The sequence below is a fragment of the Ensifer sp. SL37 genome, from assembly GCF_026672675.1.
GTDB classification, from domain to species: domain Bacteria; phylum Pseudomonadota; class Alphaproteobacteria; order Rhizobiales; family Rhizobiaceae; genus Ensifer; species Ensifer adhaerens.
In genome coordinates this window covers 180660-201388 of the sequence record NZ_JAPPRN010000006.1, presented here as the reverse complement: position 1 = coordinate 201388, position 20729 = coordinate 180660, and the positions used below count along the sequence as shown (strand labels likewise).

The 20729-nt window shown below is 62.6% G+C and carries 19 protein-coding genes; 9 read left to right on the top strand and 10 right to left on the bottom strand.

Annotated elements, in window-relative coordinates; translation table 11 throughout:
- Positions 1–8: 8 nt before the first annotated feature.
- The 4 genes from OVA00_RS13060 to lptF form a co-directional block, all read right to left on the bottom strand.
- Entirely contained in the window at positions 9–950 is a 942-nt protein-coding gene (locus OVA00_RS13060) for a peptidylprolyl isomerase (RefSeq protein ID WP_034803927.1), read from the bottom strand.
- A gap of 184 nt (positions 951–1134) precedes the next feature.
- Positions 1135–3483, bottom strand: coding sequence for an LPS-assembly protein LptD (locus tag OVA00_RS13055; protein ID WP_089043932.1), 2349 nt, complete (start codon positions 3481–3483; stop codon positions 1135–1137).
- Entirely contained in the window at positions 3483–4562 is a 1080-nt protein-coding gene (gene lptG / locus OVA00_RS13050) for an LPS export ABC transporter permease LptG (RefSeq protein WP_034803924.1), read from the bottom strand. The genes OVA00_RS13055 and lptG overlap by 1 nt, the downstream gene beginning before the upstream one ends.
- Positions 4559–5728, bottom strand: coding sequence for an LPS export ABC transporter permease LptF (lptF, locus tag OVA00_RS13045; RefSeq protein ID WP_060580927.1), 1170 nt, complete (start codon positions 5726–5728; stop codon positions 4559–4561). The genes lptG and lptF overlap by 4 nt, the downstream gene beginning before the upstream one ends.
- 421 nt (positions 5729–6149) lie before the next feature.
- Between lptF and OVA00_RS13040 the strand changes: the two genes are divergently transcribed.
- A complete protein-coding gene (locus OVA00_RS13040) occupies positions 6150–7643 on the top strand; it encodes a leucyl aminopeptidase (RefSeq protein WP_110818459.1) in 1494 nt (497 codons plus the stop codon).
- A gap of 41 nt (positions 7644–7684) precedes the next feature.
- The gene (locus OVA00_RS13035; RefSeq protein WP_060580925.1) at positions 7685–8134 is read left to right on the top strand and encodes a DNA polymerase III subunit chi; all 450 of its coding nucleotides are present in this window, start codon (positions 7685–7687) and stop codon (positions 8132–8134) included.
- 72 nt (positions 8135–8206) lie between these two features.
- On the opposite strand, the gene OVA00_RS13030 is transcribed toward OVA00_RS13035, so the two are convergent.
- Positions 8207–9133: a Gfo/Idh/MocA family protein gene (locus OVA00_RS13030; protein WP_268089098.1), complete on the bottom strand. Its 927-nt coding sequence runs from the start codon at positions 9131–9133 to the stop codon at positions 8207–8209.
- A 224-nt stretch (positions 9134–9357) separates the two neighbouring features.
- Here OVA00_RS13030 and OVA00_RS13025 point away from each other — a divergent pair, with 224 nt between their 5' ends.
- A complete protein-coding gene (locus OVA00_RS13025) occupies positions 9358–10200 on the top strand; it encodes a GNAT family N-acetyltransferase (protein WP_268089097.1) in 843 nt (280 codons plus the stop codon).
- Between the two features lie 32 nt (positions 10201–10232).
- Here the strand turns inward: OVA00_RS13025 and OVA00_RS13020 are convergent, their stop codons facing one another.
- Complete coding sequence (locus OVA00_RS13020) at positions 10233–12122, bottom strand: ABC-F family ATP-binding cassette domain-containing protein (protein WP_034803907.1); 1890 nt, start codon at positions 12120–12122, stop codon at positions 10233–10235.
- A gap of 312 nt (positions 12123–12434) precedes the next feature.
- Between OVA00_RS13020 and OVA00_RS13015 the strand changes: the two genes are divergently transcribed.
- From OVA00_RS13015 to OVA00_RS13005, 3 genes are all read left to right on the top strand, one after another.
- Positions 12435–12722 (top strand): hypothetical protein, encoded by a 288-nt coding sequence (locus OVA00_RS13015; protein ID WP_034803904.1) that lies wholly within the window; start codon positions 12435–12437, stop codon positions 12720–12722.
- 144 nt (positions 12723–12866) lie between these two features.
- Entirely contained in the window at positions 12867–13142 is a 276-nt protein-coding gene (locus OVA00_RS13010) for a hypothetical protein (protein ID WP_060522129.1), read from the top strand.
- A gap of 90 nt (positions 13143–13232) precedes the next feature.
- A complete protein-coding gene (locus tag OVA00_RS13005; protein ID WP_060522130.1) occupies positions 13233–13685 on the top strand; it encodes a MarR family winged helix-turn-helix transcriptional regulator in 453 nt (150 codons plus the stop codon).
- Positions 13686–13695: 10 nt separating this feature from the next.
- On the opposite strand, the gene OVA00_RS13000 is transcribed toward OVA00_RS13005, so the two are convergent.
- Positions 13696–14769 carry a GGDEF domain-containing protein gene (locus OVA00_RS13000; protein ID WP_034803886.1) on the bottom strand — a complete coding sequence of 358 codons (1074 nt, stop codon included), beginning with the start codon at positions 14767–14769 and terminating at the stop codon, positions 13696–13698.
- Between the two features lie 277 nt (positions 14770–15046).
- On the opposite strand from OVA00_RS13000, the gene OVA00_RS12995 reads away from it, so the two are divergent.
- On the top strand, positions 15047–17647 hold the full coding sequence (locus OVA00_RS12995; protein WP_268089096.1) for an AMP-binding protein: 2601 nt from the start codon (positions 15047–15049) through the stop codon (positions 17645–17647).
- On the opposite strand, the gene OVA00_RS12990 is transcribed toward OVA00_RS12995, so the two are convergent.
- Positions 17633–18142: a DinB family protein gene (locus OVA00_RS12990; RefSeq protein WP_268089095.1), complete on the bottom strand. Its 510-nt coding sequence runs from the start codon at positions 18140–18142 to the stop codon at positions 17633–17635. The genes OVA00_RS12995 and OVA00_RS12990 overlap by 15 nt on opposite strands.
- 148 nt (positions 18143–18290) lie before the next feature.
- Between OVA00_RS12990 and OVA00_RS12985 the strand changes: the two genes are divergently transcribed.
- Together OVA00_RS12985 and ndk are read left to right on the top strand one after the other, a co-directional pair.
- Positions 18291–18980 carry a glutathione S-transferase family protein gene (locus OVA00_RS12985; protein WP_268089094.1) on the top strand — a complete coding sequence of 230 codons (690 nt, stop codon included), beginning with the start codon at positions 18291–18293 and terminating at the stop codon, positions 18978–18980.
- 102 nt (positions 18981–19082) lie between these two features.
- On the top strand, positions 19083–19505 hold the full coding sequence (gene ndk / locus OVA00_RS12980) for a nucleoside-diphosphate kinase (protein WP_034803877.1): 423 nt from the start codon (positions 19083–19085) through the stop codon (positions 19503–19505).
- A 91-nt stretch (positions 19506–19596) separates the two neighbouring features.
- Here ndk and OVA00_RS12975 read toward each other — a convergent pair whose 3' ends face one another.
- Together OVA00_RS12975 and OVA00_RS12970 are read right to left on the bottom strand one after the other, a co-directional pair.
- The gene (locus OVA00_RS12975) at positions 19597–20106 is read right to left on the bottom strand and encodes a hypothetical protein (protein ID WP_034803874.1); all 510 of its coding nucleotides are present in this window, start codon (positions 20104–20106) and stop codon (positions 19597–19599) included.
- Positions 20103–20663 carry a CGNR zinc finger domain-containing protein gene (locus OVA00_RS12970; protein ID WP_034803871.1) on the bottom strand — a complete coding sequence of 187 codons (561 nt, stop codon included), beginning with the start codon at positions 20661–20663 and terminating at the stop codon, positions 20103–20105. Before OVA00_RS12970 ends, OVA00_RS12975 begins: the two co-directional genes overlap by 4 nt.
- Positions 20664–20729: the final 66 nt, after the last annotated feature.

The following is a 20729-nucleotide window of genomic DNA, read 5'->3' as shown; positions in this document are numbered from 1 at the left end:
CGTCGTGATTACTTGTTGACGATTTGCGCCTTCTTGCGCAGCTCCTCGAGGTACTTCTCGCTGTTCGGGTCTTCGCCACCGGCCTTCTTCTTGCCGATATCCTCGGCGCGGAAGACGATTTCGGCGGCGGTGTCGTCGTTCACCTCACGCTTCTTGCAGATCGCCAGGTACTCGACGCCCTTTTCTGTCACGCGGGTTCCGGTGGTGCCGTTCTCGCCGGCCTTCTCGATCAGCGGCTTCCATTCGTCAGGCAGCTGCTGGGCAAGCATACGGCCGAGGCTGCGGATCGACACGTCGCGATAGTTGGCGGCAAACACCTTCGAGGTTTCGCAGCCCGGGAACTGAGCGCGCGAGGCGTTGGCTTCCGCCTGCCGCTTCGCGGTGATCGCGCCGCGCTTCTTCTCGGGAATGACGAAGATCACCTGCTGCAGGAAATACTCGGTGGTCACCGGCTTCTGTCCGCCGCCTTCCATCATGCGCTTGACGAGGTCGGCGCCTTGGAGGCGGTTAGAGCTGCCGTAACGGAAGTTGACCGCACGCGGCCAGCTCATCTGCACGGCGATGAATTGCTTGAAATGTTCGGAGCCGACGCCGGCCTGATCGAGAATCTTGCCGAGCTGCTCGGTCGAAAGCTTGTTGCCCGAGGCGAAGCGCGCATAGGCGGCATCGACTTCCTGCGTGCTGACGGACTGGCCGATGCGTGCGATCTCGGCACGCTTGAGAACTTCGTCGACGAGTTGCTTCTTGGCTTCGTCGTTGCCGCCCTTCTGGCGCTGCAGGCGAAGGAAGGCCACGCGCTTGGCGATGTCGCCGGAGGTAATCACCGTGTTGTTGACCGTTACCTTGACCGTGCTCGCTGCTGCCTGAGCTCCGGAGCATATTGCAACGCTCAAGGTGCCGGCCAAAGCCAGTACCGACAGTGTCCTCAAGATCGACATTTTCCCGCCCATTCTCTTTTCCTATATCCCGGACTATCACCGTCGACAGGCTTTGTCCGCCTGCCGGCCTTGCGCCGTTGCCTTATCTTGTCGGAGGGAATGCATAATACATGCGGCCAAACGATGACAAGACCGTTTGACGGTGCCGATATCGACGAATGGGCGAACTTTTGGCTCGCCCACTCGCTTGACGATATCAATAATAGTCGAGCTCTTCGAACTTGGTGTCGCCGACGTTCACGTCGCCGAGCGTACGGAAGCTGATTCTCGCGCCGATCGACCAGTCGTTTGCGACATTGGCATCGGTATCGCGTTCCTGCTTGTAGACGATCGAGAACAGCGTGTCCTGATCGTCGTAGGTGATGCCGAAACCGTTGCGTGAGATGACATCCTTGTTGATGTCATAGGTGATCGCGCCGAACACCGACCAATAGTCGTGGAACCGGTAGGCGGCGGCGGTCTGGATTTCGTCCTGGTTGGACAGAGATCCGTAGAGCGGCTGCGCTTCGATGCGCGTATAGGTCATCGCGGCCTGCCAAGTCGTGCCGAGATAGCCGACGGTGGTATCGGCGCGGCGCAGCGACAGGTCCTTTTCGTCGAGGCGGCCGGAAACGCTCGCCATCAGGCCGGACGGTGCGTCGATGCCGAACATGGCAACGTAGTCAGAGCTCTTGGTCTCAAGACCGGAATTCGCCCCGGCCTTGACCAGGTCGTCCGTCGCAAACGAGTTCAGGCCACCCAGATGGAACGACTGGCCGACGATGCCACGCAGGCCGTAGCCGCTGTCGAAGGTCCCTGTGTAGCGGAAGCCGACATTGGCGCGGGTGCCGCCCTCGATCCGGTCGAAACCGGAGAACTTGTCGCGGTCAAAGAGGTTCGTTGCGTCGAACACGAAGCTCTGCGCGTCTTCGTTCGGCAGGCCACCGGCATATTGCTCGTTCGGGCGCGCGTAGAGCTGTGCTATCGGCTCGACAACGTGACTGCTGTCCTCGCCGACGAACAGGATCGGGTAGCGGGCTTCGAGGCCTGCGGTCAACATGCGCCGCGTTGCCGCATCGCTCGTGTTGAAGTCGCCGGTATAGGCCGGACCCGGATTGTCCATGTTCAGCCCGATGGCATCGCCGCGCGCCGCCAGCAGCGGCGTGAGGACCAAGCCGCCCGGGGCGATGAAGGTGCGCTTCCACTCGAGCTCGCCGGTCAGGCGGTGCGAGGTGCCTTCTAGGCCGCGGAAGCGGACCACGCCCGGTTGGGTAAACGCGTCGAGCCGGTTGCGCTTCACGTTCGTGAAGTTGAACGTCGCGGAAAGTTCGCCGCCCAGCACGGGATCAGGCGCCTTGTAGGAATAGTCGAGGACCTGCGCCGCCGGCTGCTGGTTTTCCTCGATGCTGTTGGCGTCGGCGTCCTGAATGTCGAAGTAGAAGGCGCGCAGATCGAAGTAGTTCCGCTTGCCGAGCCCCGTCAGGTAGGCCTGGTTCGTATAGGTGGTGCCGTCGAACGTCGACAGCTCGTAGGTCTTGGCGAAGTTGGCGTCGGACTGGACGAGTACGTTCCAGCCGAAGGTCCAGCGCGGATTGATCTCGAACTCAGCCTTCGACGCGATCATGCCGCGATTGGTATGCATCGCGTCGACGGTGCCGGGCGTGAACTTGCCCTTATCGAGCTGGCTGATGCCGGCGAAGTTCAGCGTATGGAAGCCGTTGTGGAACCGTTGGCGGAATTCTCCCTCCAGCAGGAATCCCTGCCGTGTCAGGCCGGTAAGCGTGGCCGTCGCGTCCATATAGGGCGAGATCGCCCAGTAGTAGGGGACGCCGACACCAACACCAAGCTTTTGGGCCGAGCGGAACGTCGGGAACAGGAAACCGCTCTTGCGCTTGACGGTATGGTCCGGCAGCTCCATGACCGGAATATAGGCGATCGGCTTGCCGAACAGCTCAAAGCGGGCGTTCTCCAGACGGATGGTCCGCGTGCGGCCGTTCTGGATGACGCGCTGCGCCTTGATGTGCCACAGCGAGCGATGGTCCGGCTTGGTCGAGCACGGCGTGCAAGCCGTATAGACGGCCTCGTTCAGGATGAATTCTTCGCCGTTCCGGCGCTCGCCGCTCGTGGCAGCAAGCCGCGTCAGATCGGTGGTTTCGATGCGCATCTGCTCGAGGAAACCGTCCCCGAAATCGTCGGTGACATCCATTTTGTCGGCATAGACGACATTGCCGCCGGGCTCGATGAACTGGATTTCCCCGGATGCATAGATGCGGCCATTCTTCTGGTCGTACTCGACCTGACGGGCCACCATCTTGTAGCCGCCGTAATCGATCTGCACGTTGCCGCGCACGATCACTTTTTCGGCGTCCTTGTTGTAGACGAGCTCATTGGCGGACAGAAGCAGCTTGGCGTCTTCCGGCATGTTCGGGCGCAACGAATCGAGGCGGTCCGAAGCCTGCTGCGCCATTGCAGGCGCACTCATTCCCATGGCAAGTGTCTGCAGCGCCACGCCTGCAAGCAGGGCAGCGTTGATCAGCCTTATACGTTTGCGGTTCACTACCGCCACTAGCCATCCTCCTGATTTAAAAGAATCGTCGAGCCCAGCGCCATCGCTACAACAACTGGCAACCAGGCTGCAACGAAAGGAGGCACAATGCCGCTGCTCCCGAATGCTTTGACAAGCACGGTGACGACATAAAGCACGAAGCCTGAAAGGATGCCACCGAGAATTACGGAGCGCGATTGGTTAAACCGGCTAAATTTCAGCGACACGCAAGCGGCGATCAGCGTCATGGCGACGAGCAGCAGCGGCAACGACAACATTGAGTGGAATTGAGTTTCCATGCCGTTGGTCGAAAAACCGAAGGAGCGGGCCACTTCGATCTTGCGCGGCAGGTCGAAAAACTGAATGGAATCAGCCTTTGCAAGACGTTCCTGAACAAACTCGGGCTTAAGATTGGTGGCCAGCTGTGCTGTTTTCAAACGTTGCGGAAGCTGCCCGTTGCGCGTTTCCGTGACGTCGTTAAGAAGCCAGTAACCATCTTCGAGTTTCGCCGACGCCGCATCCTGTCTCAGAATGATCGTACCCTGTGGATCAAAGTGGATGACGGTGACGTTGAGAAGCGTCGTGCCGTTGTCCTGAACTGAGCGCGCGCCGATGATCGTGTCCGTGCCGTTATAGATCTGCCGCAGCCACGGGATCGAGCCGGCATCGGCGTTCCGCGTGGAGCCCCATTCGGCCAAAAGCGCCTCGCCGCGCTTCGTTCCCCAGGCAGCAAGCGGGTTGAGCGCCACGACCGCCAGCACGCCGAAGAGGAAGGAGCCGAGGATGAAGGGCCGCAGGAACTGCCAGACGGAAATACCGGCTGCGCGGGTCACGACCAGCTCGTAGCGGCGGTTGAGCGAAATCAGCGCCGCCATGGCCGAAAACAGCGCGACGAAGGGTATCGTCTGCTGCAGGATCAGCGGGATCCGGAGCGCGGTCATCAACAGGGCGCCGGAGATGCTGTAGCGCGGCAGGTTTGCCAGCCGGCTTGCCTGTTCGCTGAAGTCGATGATGAAGACCAGCGAGAAGATCCCGACGAGGAACCAGAACGTCGTGATCACGTAGCGCATGAAGAAGTAGCGGCCGAGCGTGCCCATCATGACGGCTGCCCTTTCTCGGCGTCAGGCCGCATCAGGCGCAGGCGAACCAGGAGTTCCTGCAGCTTTTCCTGCCCGGTCATCGGAATGTCCAGTCGCCTGTTGCTGACGAGTTGGTGAATGCAGAGGGCGCCCGCCATCAGCGGCACGGCATACATCAACGGCACGAACCAGACGGAGTCCTCGGCGCTGTTGCCGGCATAGAACGTCATCCAGCGGATGAGCAGGGCCATGCCGAGCGCGCTGACCATCGGATGAAGCCGAGCTTCGCGGTGGGAGCGTGCGTCACTGCTGAAGACCAGCGCAATCAGGCCGAAGAGAAGGGGGAAGGTCCATTCCGTGAAGCGACGGTTGAGCTCGGCGGTAAAGGCGAGCGGATTGTTCTTGTAGACGTGATCTTCCGGGTCCGGATTGATCAGGCCGGGAAGGTCGCGGTCCTTTGCCCGAATGGTCGCCTCGCGCGTCGTCTTGGTCATGTCGGCGAGATCGAAGGCGTAGGAGTCGAATTTGATGATCGACACGCTGCCGTCGGGGAGCTTGCGCTGCACTTCCCCGTCTTTCATCACCAGGGCCGAGCTCTTGTCGTCGATGGCGCCTTCGCGGGCATAATAGACGAGCTCGAAGCTCGGATTGCGCGAATCGGCGACGAAGATGCCCTGCAGCACGCCGCCGCCCCGCCGCGCGCCAACCTGGACATAAAGATTGTCTGCGACCTTGCGGAAGGTGTTCTCCTGCACGACGGACGACAGCAGATCCGCGTTGGCGGTTGCCAGCATCTTGCGCAAGGCCATACGCGAATAGGGCTCGACGAAATTGTCGACCACGAAGGAAAGCACGCTGAGGCCCAATGCCAGGTAGACCACCGGCCGGATGATCGCCATGCGCGAGCTGCCGGCGGCGTTGAGGACCGTCAGCTCCGAATCGGTGTTCATCGTCGTCAGCGTCTGCGTGACGCCGATCACCAGCGCAAACGGCAGGATGATCGTGATGACGGAAGGCAGGATGAGGGTCGCCACCTTGGCGAAGGCGAGCACGGATTGGCCGTTGTCGGTGACGAGGTTGACGTTGGTCAGCGCCTGAGTCGTCCAGGTGATGCCAAGCAACGGCAGGAGCGTCGCGAGGAACATGATCACGGCACGCCGGAATATGTAGCGTTCGATCAGCTTCATGCCCGTGTCCGGTCCAAAATCCTGCTCATGTTTCTGTTCCGGCGGCGGTTATCGAACCGGATTTCGCCCATGTCCGTAAACCGAAGCCCGGTTCTTTGCCAGCCACCCGTGCTGCTCGAATTGTGCAGCAACAGGGATAATTTAAGGCGAAGAACCTCGGTTAACCGCATGTAAACATCTGCGGGCATCTTGCCAAGCGGTTGAAAAGCGAGAAGGGTGCCGGCCACAGCTTTGACGGTGGCGAATGATGCGAATATTTGCCACTGTAACCGCCCGGTAACAGGCCGGCTTGCCATAAGCCTTGCCGTGTCGTCCGGTTGCGTTGTGCGGCCTAGATCCCCTTGGGCTGGCGCTCGATCTCCCGGAAAGATCCATTCGATCCAAAGGGTTGCGTCCAGACAGGAAATACCCGGAGTTTTCAATGTCGATGAAGTTTGAGTTCACCTTTGCCAAGTCCCATAAGCCGAGCGGTGGCGTCGCCGTTCTGCTGAAGAGCGCGGGCGCGTCGGCGGCTGCCGGCGCCGATGTCGCCGACCCCGAGAACGTCGTCGCAAGGGCGGCGAAGATCAAGAAGTTTACCGGCAAGGCGTTCTCCTCCCTCGACATCGTCGCGCCGCATGGCTCGCCCGCCGATCGAATCGTCGTGCTCGGTCTTGGAGACGCGGATGCGCTGACGGACCATGACTGGCTGAAGGCCGGCGGGGCCGTCGCTGCGAAGCTTGGTTCGGTCGACAAGGTGACGGTCTTCATCGACGCGCCCGACGCCAACGTGACCGGAAAGGCGGCAGCGGACTTCGCACTCGGCATGGAGATGAATGCCTACGCCTTCGACAGCTACAAGACCAAGAAGGCCGACGACGACGCGAAGCCATCCGGCAAGCCGACCAAGGTGACGATCGTCACCGGCACGGTCATCGCGGCGAAAAAGGCGTTCACGGCGGCGCAGGCCGTTGCCGAAGGCGTGTTTCTCGCCCGCGATCTGGTGAACGAACCGGCCAACGTGCTGGGCCCGGTCGAGTTTGCCGCCAAGGCGAAGGAGCTGGAAAAGCTCGGCGTCGAGGTGGAGATCCTCACCGAAAAGGAAATGAAGAAGCTCGGCATGGGCGCGCTGCTCGGCGTCGCGCAAGGGTCGAGCCGCCCGCCGCGCCTCGTCATCATGCAGTGGAAGGGCGGCAAGTCCAAGGACCGTCCGCTTGCCTTCGTCGGCAAGGGCGTCGTCTTCGACAGCGGCGGCATCTCGATCAAGCCGGCTGCCGGCATGGAGGAAATGAAGGGCGACATGGGTGGTGCGGCCGCCGTCACCGGCCTCATGCACGTGCTCGCCGCCCGCGAAGCCAAGGTCAACGCCATCGGCATCATCGGCCTTGTGGAAAACATGCCCGACGGCAGTGCGCAGCGCCCGGGTGATATCGTGACCTCCATGTCCGGTCAGACGATCGAGGTGATCAACACCGACGCCGAAGGCCGTCTCGTGCTGTGTGATGCGCTCTGGTACTGCAACGATCGCTTCAAGCCGCAGGCGATCATCGATCTCGCGACCCTGACCGGCGCGATCATGGTCGCACTTGCAACGCATCATGCCGGCCTGTTCTCCAACGACGACCGTCTGGCGGGGCAGCTTCTTGCCGCCGGCATAGCGACGCACGAGCCCCTGTGGCGCATGCCGCTCGGCCGGGAATACGACAAGATGATCGACAGCAAGTTCGCCGACATGAAGAACACCGGCGGCCGCCACGGTGGCGCGGTAACCGCGGCGCAGTTCCTCAAGCGCTTCGTCAAGGATACCCCCTGGGCGCATCTCGACATCGCTGGCACCGCCATGGGCGCGCCGACCGACGAGGTCAACCAGTCCTGGGGTTCGGGCTTCGGCGTGCGGCTGCTCGATGAGCTGGTGCGGGCGAGCTACGAGGCCTGATCGGCAATGCCGGACGTGATGAAAGGCGGGAGGCAATCGGCATGACCGAGATCCTGTTCTACCACCTGACGGAATCGAAGCTGGAAGACGCGCTGCCGCCGCTGCTCGACAAGAGTGTCGAGCGCGGCTGGCGCGTGGTCGTACAGACGGTCGATGCCGAACGCCGCGATGCGCTCGATACGCATCTCTGGGTCTATCGCGACGAGAGTTTCCTGCCGCATGGCACTGACGCCGGGGACTTTGCGGCGGATCAGCCGGTGTTGCTCGTCGCCGACGACGGCAATGCCAATGCGGCGACGGTGCGTTTCGTCATCGATGGCGCGAGCCCGCCTGACGTTTCGGCCTATGAGCGCATCGTCTTCATGTTCGACGGCTATGACCAGGAACAGCTGGAAGGCGCGCGCGGCCATTGGAAGCGGCTGAAGGGCGAGGGCCACACCTTGACCTACTGGCAGCAGAACCGCGATGGTCGCTGGGAAAAGAAGGCCTGAGTTCACAAGCGTTACGACAAAAAAGCCCGCGGACGAGACCGCGGGCTTTTTGTTTCCGGCATGTCCGGAAGATCAGTCGTGGAAGGCCTCGACGAATTTGCGCTTGCCGAGCATGAAGGCATCTGCGACGTGGCGCAACGGCGCCAGATCGACGTCCGACTTCCCGGCTTTGACGATTTCGGCGAAGCGCCGGTAGAGCATCGGATATTCCTGCTCCGGCTCCTCGTGCACGAGCTTGCCATCGATGGAGAGCTTGGCGCCGCCTTCCGACAGCACCATCTCGCCCGCCGCCGTGCGGGCAACGATGTCCCAGCTCTGCTTGCCTGTCTGGCGCCAGTCGAATTCCGCCGCGACCGGCAATTTTTGGCCGTCGGTGAAGGTGATGTTGGCGGCGATCGGCGCGTCACGATTTTCCGGGAATTCGAGCACGGCCGACGTTACGAACAGCGGGCGTGGCAGGATGTGGGTGACGATCGACAACGCGTTGATGCCCGGATCGAAGATCCCGAGGCCCCCGGCCGCCCAGATCCATTCCTGGTTCGGGTGCCAGTGCCGCACGTCTTCCTTCCAGATGACCTGGACATCCTTGATCGTCGTCGTTGCCAGGAAGGACTTTGCAGCTTCCACGGCCGGCGCGTAGCGGGAGTGCCAGCTTGCAAACAGCGACAGCCCCTTCGATGCTGCCAGCGCCTCGAGGTCCGCGACCTCGCTGAGCGTCGCGCCCGGCGGCTTTTCCAGAAACACGTGCTTACCGGCGTCGAGCGCGACGCGAGCTGCCTCGTAGCGATACTGCGGCGGCATGCAGAGCGACACGGCTTCAATCGCAGGAACCGCGTCGAGCATCGCCTCGATCGATTTGAAATTGTCGATGCCATCGACCGTCCCATGTCGGCTCGCGGCGGCAATCAGCTGATAGTCGCTGTTCTTGGCGATCGCCGGAAGGTGCTGGTCGCGAACGATCTTGCCGATGCCGACAAGCGCAATATTGATGGGGGCCATGGTGTTCCGCTCGATTTGTATGACTTATTGTCGGCTCTTGTAGCAGATTGCACACCGGGAGCAAGCCGCCGCTCCGCCCACGGCTATGACATCGATGTCGATGGAATCGACAGATTGTCATTCCCTCTCAACGTCGCCGCACTAACTCTACCGGTGGACGTGCGATGCCGTGCCGTCAACTGGACTGACATGGGTGGTCTGACCACCCGAACGAGGAGTGAACGATGCAGCAGCAGATCCGTCGGGCAAGCCGAGCCGACCTCGACATCATGATCGAGTGGGCCGCGGAAGAGGGGTGGAACCCCGGCCTCGGCGACGCGGGGCCTTTCTGGGCAGCCGACCCCGAGGGCTATTGGGTGGCGGATGGAGAGGGGGCGCCGGTCGCCGCGATCTCACTGGCGCGGTACAACGAAAGCTTCGGCTTTCTCGGCTTCTTCATCACCCGGCCGGATCATCGTGGCAAGGGCATTGGCCGACAGCTGTGGCAACAGGCGATGTCGGTTGCCGATCGGCGCATCGTCGGTCTGGACGGCGTGGTCGCGCAGCAGGAGAACTATAGCCGGTCCGGCTTCGTCTACGCCCACGCGAACATCCGCTACGGCGGCATCATCGACGTGGTCGAGCCGCCGGGCGCGGATCTGCTGGAGGTCGCGCCGGTGCACATGCCGCTCCTCATCGACTATGATCGCCGCTTCGTCCCGGCGCGTCGCGAGGTGTTTCTGCGCGAGTGGCTGAAGGCGAGCGACGGGCGGCGCAGCGTCTTGCTGCTGCGCGATGGCGCGGTGGCGGCCTATGGGACGATCCGGGCCTGCCGCAACGGCTTCAAAATCGGGCCGCTCTTTTCCGACACCGAGACCGGCGCCGATCTGGTCTTTCGCAAGCTTGCCGCCGGCGTCAACGGCAGCGAAGTATACCTCGATATCCCTGAACCGAACGCCTCGGCCAAGGCACTTTGCGATCGCTACAATCTCAAGCCCGTGTTTGAGACCGCGCGCATGTATCGTGGGCCGGATCCGGGGCTGCCGCTGGCGCGAATCTACGGAATTACCACTTTCGAGCTGGGCTGACGGAGGGGAGGCGACGGCGGGGCCGGCTTCTGTCAGCCGGCCATCGCGTCTTCATATTCGGCGGAAAGTTCGAGCCATTGCTCTTCGGCATGCGTGAGTTTCGCTGCCGCGTCGGAGCGTTCCTTGGCCTTTTGTGCAGCCTTGGCCGGCGACTTTTCGTAGAGCGCCGGATCGGCAAGTTCCACATCAAGTGCCTGAATCAGTTTCTCCAGCTTTCCGGTCAAGGATTCAATTTCATTGATCTTCTTGCGGAGCGGCGCCAGCGAGGCGCGCTTGTCGGCATTGACCTTGCGCTGGTCCGCCTTCGAAAGGCTGTCGTCCACGCCGGTCGGCCTCGGCTTCTCGTCCTTCGCCTTGGGGCCACCGACAATCAGGCTGCGGTAATCTTCGAGGTCGCCGTCATAGCTCGTCACGGTACCGTCGCGCACCAGCCACAGCCGGTCGGCCGTCGCTTCGATCAGGTGCCGGTCGTGTGAAATCAGGATCACGGCGCCGGAATAGTCGTTGAGCGCGGTGATCAGCGCGTTGCGGCTGTCGATGTCGAGGTGGTTGGTCGGCTCGTCGAGGATCAGAAGGTTCGGCGCGTCGAAGGCGGCAAGGCCCATCAGCAACCGCGCCTTTTCGCCGCCGGAAAGATCCTTGGCGGGCGTTTCCATCTTTTCCGTCGCAAGCCCCATCTGCGCCACGCGTGAGCGCACCTTGGCTTCAGGCGCTTCCGGCATGCGCCGGCGCACGTGCTCGACAGCACTTTGCGTCGGGATCAGGTCGTCGAGCTGATGCTGGGCAAAGAAGCCGACCTTGAGATTGGGAGCGATCTTCAGTTCGCCCGCCTCAGGCGCGAGGCGACCCGAGATGAACTTGGCGAAAGTGGACTTGCCGTTGCCGTTCGAGCCGAGCAGCGCGATCCGGTCGTCCGTATCGATCCGGAGGTTCAAGCGCTTGAGGATGGGCTTGCCGGGCTCGTAGCCGACGGTACCGCCGGTGACGGCGATGATCGGCGAAGCCGCTTCCTTCTCCGGGTCCGGGAAGGAGAAGCCCTGGACATGGTCTTCGATCACGGCCGCAATCGTGCCCATGCGCTCCAGTGCCTTGACGCGGCTTTGCGCCTGGCGCGCCTTGGTGGCCTTGGCCTTGAAGCGGTCGATGAAGCTCTGGAGGTGCTTTCGCGCTGCGTCGTTCTTGGCTTTCGCCTTCATCTGCAGCTCGTCGGCTTCCGCCTTCTGCCGCTCGAACTGGTCGTAGGGCCCGCGATAGAAGGTGAGCTTCTTCTGGTCGAGATGCACGATGGCGTTGACCGCGGTGTTCAAGAGGTCCCGGTCGTGGCTGATGATGATGACCGTGTGCGGATAACGGCGGATGTAATCCTCGAGCCACAGCGTGCCTTCAAGGTCGAGATAGTTGGTCGGCTCGTCGAGCAGCAGCAAATCCGGCTCGGAAAAGAGTACGCCCGCAAGCGCCACCCGCATCCGCCAGCCACCGGAAAACGACGAGGCGGGACGCAGCTGTGCTTCATGGTCGAAGCCGAGGCCGGCGAGAATGCTTGCAGCACGCGCTTCGGCCGAATGGGCGCCGATGTCGGCAAGCCGCGTCTGGATCTCGGCAATCCGGTGCGGATCGGTCGCGGTCTCGGCTTCGGCGACCAGCGCCGTGCGCTCCTTGTCCGCCTTGAGCACGATCTCGATCAGCGGTTCTTCTGTGCCGGGCGCTTCCTGCGCGACCTGGCCGATGCGCGCGTTTTTGGGTAGCGCGATCGTGCCGGCTTCCGACGCGAATTCGCCGGTTATGATGCGAAACAGCGTGGACTTGCCAGCGCCGTTTCGGCCCACGAGCCCCGCCTTCGTGCCCGCCGGAAGCGTCACGGATGCGTTTTCGATGAGGAGACGTCCCGCGATGCGGGCGGAAAGGCCGGAAATCTGGATCATTGCGGCCTTTTGCCCGGACTTGGCCGGGAAGGCAAGAGGCGTCGGCGTGCTGTTGCCACCGCTGTGGCGGGTCGGGAATTCAAGAGGTCATTGTTATCGATTTTTGAACAAGGCGTTCCGACAATCGATACTACACATCCTCATCGTGAGGGACCATCTCAATAACGGAAGGGCGGGGAACGCTCTTCTGACCGCCTCGATCGACCGAACGCCAGTGGCAGAGGCCCCGCGTTCCGAGGGACGACCGATCCGGCCAAGGACATTTTTGATGAAACCTCGTTCAGCCGAACGAGCCTCCCAGGAGCAAAGACCATGAAAACCGCAATCCAGACCGCTCTTTCCGCCGCTCTCGTTGCAACCGCTATCCTCGGTGGCGCTTCTGCTGCCTTTGCCGGCGGCAGCTACTATGAAGGCGTCAGCCCGACGCCGCTCTATACCGAGCGCACGCCGGCCGTCACCGGCAAGTCGTCCTTCACCATCGGCAGCTCCGAAGCCGGCTATGTCGATCGCACCAACACCGGCTCGGTCGCAAACTTCAGCGTCGCGCCGAAGAGCGTGATCGGCGGCGAAGGCGAATACTACCAGGGCATTTCGCGCTAACGGCGATGAATGAGGGGGCGCGGGTTTTGGCCCGCACCCCATTTCAAGGGATTTGATGGATCACCGTGATGATCCTATGAGGCGACCCCAAGCGCCTATGCGGGCCTAGTCCCCGACCTTCTACCTCCACCAAGGAACAGATTGATGAAGAAGTCCTTTGCCGCAATCCTCGTTGCGGCGGCCATGCTCGGCGGCGCGTCCGCCGCTGTCGCAGGCGGAAGCTACTACGAGGGTGTTAGCTCCACGCCGCTCTTTACCGGCCGCGCCGAAGCCTCCGCCGGCACCGGCGTGTCCGCGACCGCAAGCCGCGGCGACTACTATGCGGGCATCGAAGACAGATCCGTCGACAAGACGGCAACCGGCGCGATCGCCAATGGCGGCGCCAGGGCTTTCGGCGAGGCCGACCAAAACAAGCAGTAAGTCACGCCAGACGGTTGACCGAACAACCCGGTCCCGCCCACGCGGGGCCGGGTTGTTTCGTTTTGGCGTTGCCAAATGAGGTACATTGCCATGACAGAAAAAGTCGAAGTCGCAGAGCGGCTCTTCGAGCTCTACCACTGCGTTCATCGCCTGGTGAACGCATCGATGTCGGAGGAAGGCGTTTCGCTCGCGCGCAGCAAATTCCTGTTTTATCTGAACACGCTCGGCCCCTGTCGCTGCGCGGATATCGCCTCGGCGCTCGGCTTTGCGGCCAGAACCGTCACCGAAGCGATCGATGGCCTGGAGCGGGACGGCATGGTCCTGCGCGAACCGGATCCGGAAGACCGCCGCGCGAAGATCATCTCGATCACCGACCGCGGTCGGCTGGCGCTGGAGGCGGCACTGCAGCCGCGCCATCGCACGATCGATGAGCTGTTCTCAGCGCTCGACGATTGTGAACGCACCGAATTCTTCCGGCTGCTCGGCTGTCTGCGTGAAAGGGCGTCGGAAATCGACGAAAGCCGTCACCCGGACGCCGCCTGATTTGCAAGCGTCAAGCGGCGCTCTGGCCGTAGCCCCTGCCGCGGCCGAGGGCCGCCGAATAGCACAGGATGCCGGCGCCATCGCGTGCGCCGGCGAGGGCCTGCTCCGCCTGGGTCAGCAGATCGGCGCTCGTCGATGCCGGTTGCGCAAGGGTGATGCCGGCCGCAAGCGAAAGCGTCTCGGCCGTGTGCGCCCGTCCGGGGAGGGTGACCGTCAGTTCCTTCACCGACTGCCGCAGACGCCGGGCAATGGCCTCGGCATTTTCGGTGCTGACATCCCGGCACACGAAGGCAAACTCCTGCTGGCCCACGCGGGCGACGAAATCGTCCTTCTTGATCGACTTGCGAAACAGCGTCGAGAGCTTGGAAAGCGCCTTCGCGGCGACCGTGCCGCCGTGGTGCTCCGCCATTTCACGCAGCCCTTCCACCGAGGCAAGAAGCAGGGCAACCGGCTGGTCTGCCCGTTCCGCTTCGAGGATCGAGTCGAGTTTTGCCGTCAGCGCCAGGCGGTTCGGCAGGCCCGTGGCCGGGTCGCGGGTCAGGGATCGCCGGCTTTCGGCAAGCTCGCCTTCGAGTTCGGCGAGACGTGTCATGCTGGTTTCCAGCGCCTGCTGGAGAGCGCCTTCTTCATTCGTCAAACGGCCAGCCGCTTCCCGCAGTCGCGCGGCGTCGTCGGCGAATTCGGACATGCCTGCAACGGGGTCCGTGGCCAGGCGGCCGGCGAAATGGTCCAGTTCATCCTTGAAGCTCTGTTTCTGCAGCAAGGCGAGCCTGAGCTTTCCGGCAATCTCGGCAAGCGCTTCCTGGCCCGCGGCTCTCGCGCGGTCAGCGGCAAGTGCTGCATGGGAGATGAGGTGATGCCTGAGACCCAGGGCATCCAGCGCATCCTGCTGCGGGTTGTGCCCGAGTGCGGCGAGTTCGCGGGAAAGCTCCGGCAGGCGACCGGATAGCGCCTCGTAGACAAGCTCGTAATTGCGGGGCAGGGCCGCGATCCCGTGCGCCGACATCGCATGCGCCACCTTCAGAATGATCGCCGCCTGCCTCGCCTGCGATCGGCTGGCATCCGCTGGAACTTGCCTGTTCATTCTGTCGTGGCCCCCGGTCGCTTCTCAATCTCTGGCTTGATAAGCCGCCACTATGAGAAGGCTGCATTTAAGGGAGTCTGAAGATTTCGGGCTCTGGGCGATTCCCGCCCGGTATGGTTGCTAAATTCCATCGGCCCTCCGTCCACTGCAACCGCATGTCGCGGGGAATGGACGGTTGTCAACTGTCGCCATCTTTATACTTGACGCCTTTAGTCACCAATTATATTCGGCGCTGCTAAATCGGGCATCGCGCCCGGGCAAACAGCGACGGTCAAGCATGTCCCTCTCGTTCATTGCGGATCTGGCGAAATGGGGCGACCGGCCGGCGCTGGTCTTTTCCGGGCAACGGATCGTCACCTATCGCGAACTCCATGAGCGGGTCACCCGCCAGGCACTTGCCTTTCGCGGTCCGCGCGGGCTGGTAACGATCGAGGTCGAGCTATGCGAGCATGCGATTGTCGCCTATCTGGCAGCGCTCGCCGCCGGGCATGCCGTCGCCATGCAAGCCCCGAAGAACGGCGCTGCCGGCTCCTGGGTCGATGCCTTCGAGCCAGACTTCGGCTTCCGTCGCATCGATGGCCGCTGGCGCACGGAGCATCTGCGACAAGGCGATCGGACGCCCCATGACGAACTGGCCGTCATGCTCTCGACATCGGGCAGCACCGGTTGCGGCAAGGCCGTGCGTCTCTCGCGGGAAAACATTTCCGCCAACGCTGTGGCGATCGCGGACTATCTCGGCCTGACGGCGGAAGATCGCGGCTGCCTGATCCTGCCGCTCCATTATTCCTACGGCCTGTCGGTGCTGAATTCTCACCTGGCCGTCGGCGCCAGCCTCTATATTCCCGGCGGCTCCATCCTCGATGCCGGTTTTCTCGATGGTCTCGCGGAAAGCGGAAGCACGAACCTCTCGGGCGTGCCCTACTCCTACGAGCTGCTGGAAAAAGTGGGCTTCCGCGACCGTCGCTTCGCCAAGCTGCGTTTCATGACTGTCGCCGGTGGCCGCCTGAGCGCTGATGTCATCCGACTCTACAACGACCATCTCGGCACCCAGGGTGTGGCTTTCTTCGCCATGTACGGCCAGACCGAGGCCACCGCCCGCATCGCCTATGTGCCGCCGGCTCAGCTTTCCGGCAACGAGGACAGGATCGGCGTCGCCATTCCAGGTGGACGCCTTCTGATCGTGAGCGAGAGCGGCGTGCCGATCGAAAGCGACGGCGTGGCTGGCGAACTCGTCTATCGCGGCCCGAACGTCATGATGGGCTATGCCATTTCACGGGATGACCTCTGCCGCGGCGCCGACCTTGCCGAATTGCGGACCGGCGACCTGGCCATGCGCCATGCCGACGGCCTGTTCCAGATCGTCGGCCGCATGAAGCGGATCTCCAAGATCGCCGGGCTCAGGATCGCGCACGATGTGCTGGAAGCGGGGCTCGAGGCGCGCGGTATCACCGCTGCCGTTGTCGGCGACGATGCCGGCCTTCACGCCTTTTACGCCGGCAGCCGCGATGTCGAAGAGATCAGGCGGCTCTTGGCGCAGGCAAGCGGGCTGACATTGGCCCACCTGAAGGCGACGCCCCTTGCCGAGATGCCGCGGCTTGCCAGCGGCAAGATCGATTACAACGCACTGAACATGGCAGCCCGCCAGGCGGCGGCCAGTGGCGATGATGATAACGGCGGTATCGAAGGGCTCTTTGCCCAGGTCTTCTATCCAAAGCGGGTGAAGCGGTCCGACAGCTTTGTCTCGCTCGGCGGCGATTCCTTGCGCTTCGTTCAGCTGTCGATCGGGCTGGAAAAAGCGCTGGGGCAAGTTCCGGATGCCTGGGAGACCTTGCCGATCGCCGAGCTATCGCTCCAGGAACGGCGCGAGACTGCCACGCGACGGATCGGCACGGACCTCTTGATCCGTGCGCTTGCTATTCTTCTGGTCGTCCTGCACCACGAGGTCCTGTGGCCGATCCCCGGCGGGTCGGCGGCCATGGTCGTTCTCGCCGGCTTCAGCCTTGCGCGCTTTCAGATGGGACCGCTGCTTGCAGGCGACGGCTGGGCGATCCTGCGGCCGCTCGCGCAGGTGCTGATCCCCTATTATCTGATCGTTGCGGCCTATGCGGTCGCCTGGGGTGAGGTGCCCTGGGCCTCGGTCTTTCTCGTCGGCAACTTCGGCGTGGCCCTGCCGGAAACGCACGGCATGGTGCCCTATCTCTACTGGTTCATCGAGGCCTATTGCCAGATGATGGTCGTCTTCGTCGGACTCTTTGCCGTCCCGCAGTTTCGCCGTTTCGTGTCGGCAAAACCCTTCGCCGCCGGGATGGCCTTGCTTCTGGCCGCGCTTGTTACCCGCCTGGCGCTGCCACTCGTCTGGCCGATCGGCAATCGCCAGATCTTTACGCTGCCATGGATCTTCTATCTCGCCGTCATTGGCTGGTGCGCCGCCGTTGCGGAAACGGCCAGGCAGCGGCTGCTGTTGATGCTGGCCGGCACGGGGGCCTTCCTGTTCTTCGGCCTCTACGAAGGAGTCTGGATCGGCACGAAGATCAAATATCTGCTGCAGATCGCCGTCCTGGCAGCGCTGCTTTACCTTCCACGCGTCAGTCTGCCGCGCTGGTCGGCTCAGCTCATCCTGCCCCTGTCGGCGGCGGGTTTCCACATCTACATCCTGCACCGCTTCGTGCCGGAATTGCTGATGGTGCCGATGCAGCCGGCCTTGCCGCCGGCGGCTTTTTCGCTGCTGTCGGTCGTCGGCGGCGTGGCGCTCGGCCTCGTCGCATGGCTCGGCCAGCGTCAGCTCTTGAAGAAGCTTACCGCATGGCGCGGGCGTGAGATCCGCCCACTGCGGCTGTTCGGCTTCGAGGCGTTGCGCTCGCCGTTACGCCCACTGTGATCCTTGGGTCCTCAGAAACTGGGCCAGGTCCAGTATCAGGGACGGGCGCCCGAGCGCGGTGAGCGTCGCGTGCGCCTGACCGCGATGGTGGGTCTGGTGGTTGAAGAAGTGGCCGAGCGTCGGCGCCAGCCTCTGCGTGACGGCCGCCGGATTGGTCAGCGTTCTGTAGCTAAGCAAAGCGCCAAGGCGCTCGTCGCTGAGGTTGTCGATCCAGGCGATGATGCGTTCGTCCTCGGCCGCCCGCGCGGCGGTAAGCCCGGCGAGGTCCTCGTGCAGGGTCGTGTCGAGTGAAGCAGGGGTATTGCCCTCGCCTGTGAAGCGCTTCATCCAGATGCGGTCGGCAACGAGGATATGATTGAGGGTTGAAAGCAGTGAGCCGAAAAAGGCGCCGCGGTTTTCCCGCAATTCGGGATCGGTCAGCTCCGCAGCAGCAGCATAGACGAGGCGGTTCGCCCAGCGGTTATAATCGGCGAACATGCGAAAATGATCGAGCATCGGCTACCTTCCTGATGGCTGCGGTTGCGGATGGCGACGCTAACCCGGAACCGCATTCCTGTGTCTGATATCATTCATGAAATTTACTGATTTGATGACGCGGCGGATATGTCGTTCAAGAGGACGCCAATCGTCCCGGAGAGTTTGCATGACTAGAAAGCTCTATTCGCTGTGTGGATCCGACAGGGCGCGTCCCTTCTCGCCGCATGTGTGGAAGACCGCGATGTCGCTGGCCCACAAGGGGCTCGACTTTGACACCGTGCCGATCGGCTTCACCGAAATCCGAGCGATCGAGGACGGGGCGACGAACCTGGTGCCGTTGCTGCGGGATGGAGAAAAGCTCGTGAAGGACAGCTTCGAGATCGCCCTTTATCTCGAACGGACCTATCCGGACCGTCCGGCGCTCTTTGCCGGCGAGGGGGCGATGGCGATCTCCCGCTTCGTCGAGGGTTGGTCGCAGACGACGCTGCACCCGGCCGTCACCCGCATCATTATCCGGGACATTCACGACCGGCTGGACCCCGTCGATCAGGCCTATTTCCGCGAGAGCCGGGAAAAGCGCTTCGGCACGTCGCTCGAGGCCGTGGCCGAAAGTGGCGGATCCTCTCTCACAACCTTCTCGGAAAAGCTCGAGCCTTTGCGCCATCTGCTGAAGATTCAGGATTTTCTGGGTGGTGCAACGCCGCTTTTCGCCGACTACATCGTCTTCGGCGCGTTTCAGTGGGCGCGCATCGTCTCGCCTCAGCGCCTGCTTCAGCCGGGTGATCCCGTCACCGCCTGGTTTGAGCGCTGCCTTGATCTGCATGGCGGGCTCGGGCGCAGTGTGACGGCTGCGTGAAACCCGCCTGGCCTAAGCCGAATCATCGGTGAACCCCCTTGTTTTGCGCGGAATTGGCGGCTAATGAACCGCCACTTCTCAAGAAACAAGGGATTTGAGCCAATGGCTATTGAACGTACCTTCTCGATGATCAAGCCGGACGCGACCAAGCGCAACCTGACCGGCGCCATCACCAAGATGCTCGAAGATGCCGGCCTGCGCGTCGTCGCTTCCAAGCGCGTCTGGATGAGCCGTCGCGAAGCCGAAGGCTTCTACGCCGTTCACAAGGAGCGTCCGTTCTTCGGCGAACTGGTCGAGTTCATGTCCTCCGGCCCGACCATCGTTCAGGTTCTCGAAGGCGAAAACGCAATCGCCAAGAACCGCGAAGTCATGGGCGCCACCAACCCGGCAAACGCTGACGAAGGCACGATCCGCAAGGTTCACGCTCTCTCGATCGGCGAAAACTCGGTTCACGGTTCGGATGCTCCGGAAACCGCTGCTGAAGAAATCGCCTACTGGTTCTCGGGCACCGAGATCGTTGGCTGATTCAAAATCTTCGGTTCGAGCCATAGCGGCTTGAATTGACTCAGGATTTGAGCCGGAGCGGAAACGCTCCGGTTTTTTGTTGCCCGGTCTCTCAGACGGGGCACTTCGCGGTCTCGAAATGGGCTGGTGCCTTGCCGCCGCTGAAGACCGCCGGGTTCTTGTCGTAGGCCGGGCCCTCGACCAGCGGTTTGGCCGGCATGATGTCCTGATCGACATCGGAGACGACGGTGGTCTCAAGCTTCTGCAGTGACTGGCCTTCGGGGCCTTTGACCTCGATCGACACCGTATAGGGGCGATCCTTCTTCACGCAGGTGACATCGGGGCTTTCCAGCACCACCTTCTCCAACTTCGGAAAGAGCTTGCGCTCCAGTGTCAGCGCGTCGCCGCCGGCCGGATTTTCGAAGCGCGCCACCACGATGCTGCCGTCGGGCACCGCCTCGGCCTTGGTCAGCGTGACCATGTAGGTCGCATAGGCGAGGCGGTAGTTGAAGACGAACATCTTGCCCGTCAGCTTCAGCGGATCCGGGCCGCTCTCGCGCTGACATGCGGCAGCGGCAAGTGCGATGGCGAGTGTGGCCAAGATCCCGAATGTCCTTGTCATGGGCCTGCTTCTTCCCTGTTGCGGTGATAGTGGCGCTTGGCTTTGGTGCGGTTGCCGCAGACGGCCATGTCGCACCAGGTGCGGCTGCGGTTGCGGCTGCGGTCGAGAAACAGCCAGCCGCAATTCGGGCAGATCTTCAGCCGATCGGGCTCGGGGTTGGCGGCAAGCGTGAGCGCCGATTGCGCCGTTGCGGTGTCGAGCGAAAGCAGGCCGCCCTGGTGCGTCGAGCCGCGCAAGACGCCGGCGATGGCTTCCAGCAGATCCGCCAACAGTTCCGGCCGGCCCGTGTCCGAGATCTCTGCGCGAAAATGCCGGTCGGTCGCTTCGCGCAACTGCAAGAGCCGGTCACGGTTCTCCGCGGCGACAGGCGCAAGCGCGCCGAAGCGTACACTCTCCGCGCTGTAGCGGTTGGCGGCTTCCGCAAAGGAATGGAGTGCGACGACATCGGCGAAGCGGTCGATCCGGCGTTCGGGATCGAAACGCAGGACGATGGAATTGGCGACATCCAGTGCCAGGGCGCCGCCGGCAAATCGATGGGCTGTCCAGGTGAAGGTCATGCAAAAATCCTAACTGGCAAAATTGATTTTACCAGTTATATTGATCTTGTCACGCTCCGGATGCGC